The 255-nt window shown below is 52.5% G+C and carries 1 pseudogene; it reads right to left on the bottom strand.

The features are described from left to right. Window positions 1-44 precede the first annotated feature (44 nt). Window positions 45-255, bottom strand: a pseudogene (locus HCF10_RS31030) (hypothetical protein); the annotation flags it as partial.

Below are 255 nucleotides of genomic sequence, written 5' to 3' on the forward strand. Positions count from 1 at the left end.
CCGGCAACACCTTTTAACGCCGTACCGCTCGTCCAGCTCATCGATCAACGTGAATGATCTTTGGCGTCCAAAAGCAGGAGAGCACTGGCCTTTTTTAGAATTTCGATATCCAGGTCTTTTTCTCTTATCAGAGCTTTGAGCCTCTGGATTTCTCGTTGATCAGCAGTAATCGCCTTGGCCCCTACCGGGGTCGAGCCCAAGCGTTCTTTTTGCACTTGATCGACCCAGCGGCGCAGTGCTGTGGGGCCGATATCC

Source organism: Pseudomonas sp. B14(2022) (assembly GCF_012030485.1).
Taxonomy (GTDB): Bacteria; Pseudomonadota; Gammaproteobacteria; order Pseudomonadales; family Pseudomonadaceae; genus Aquipseudomonas.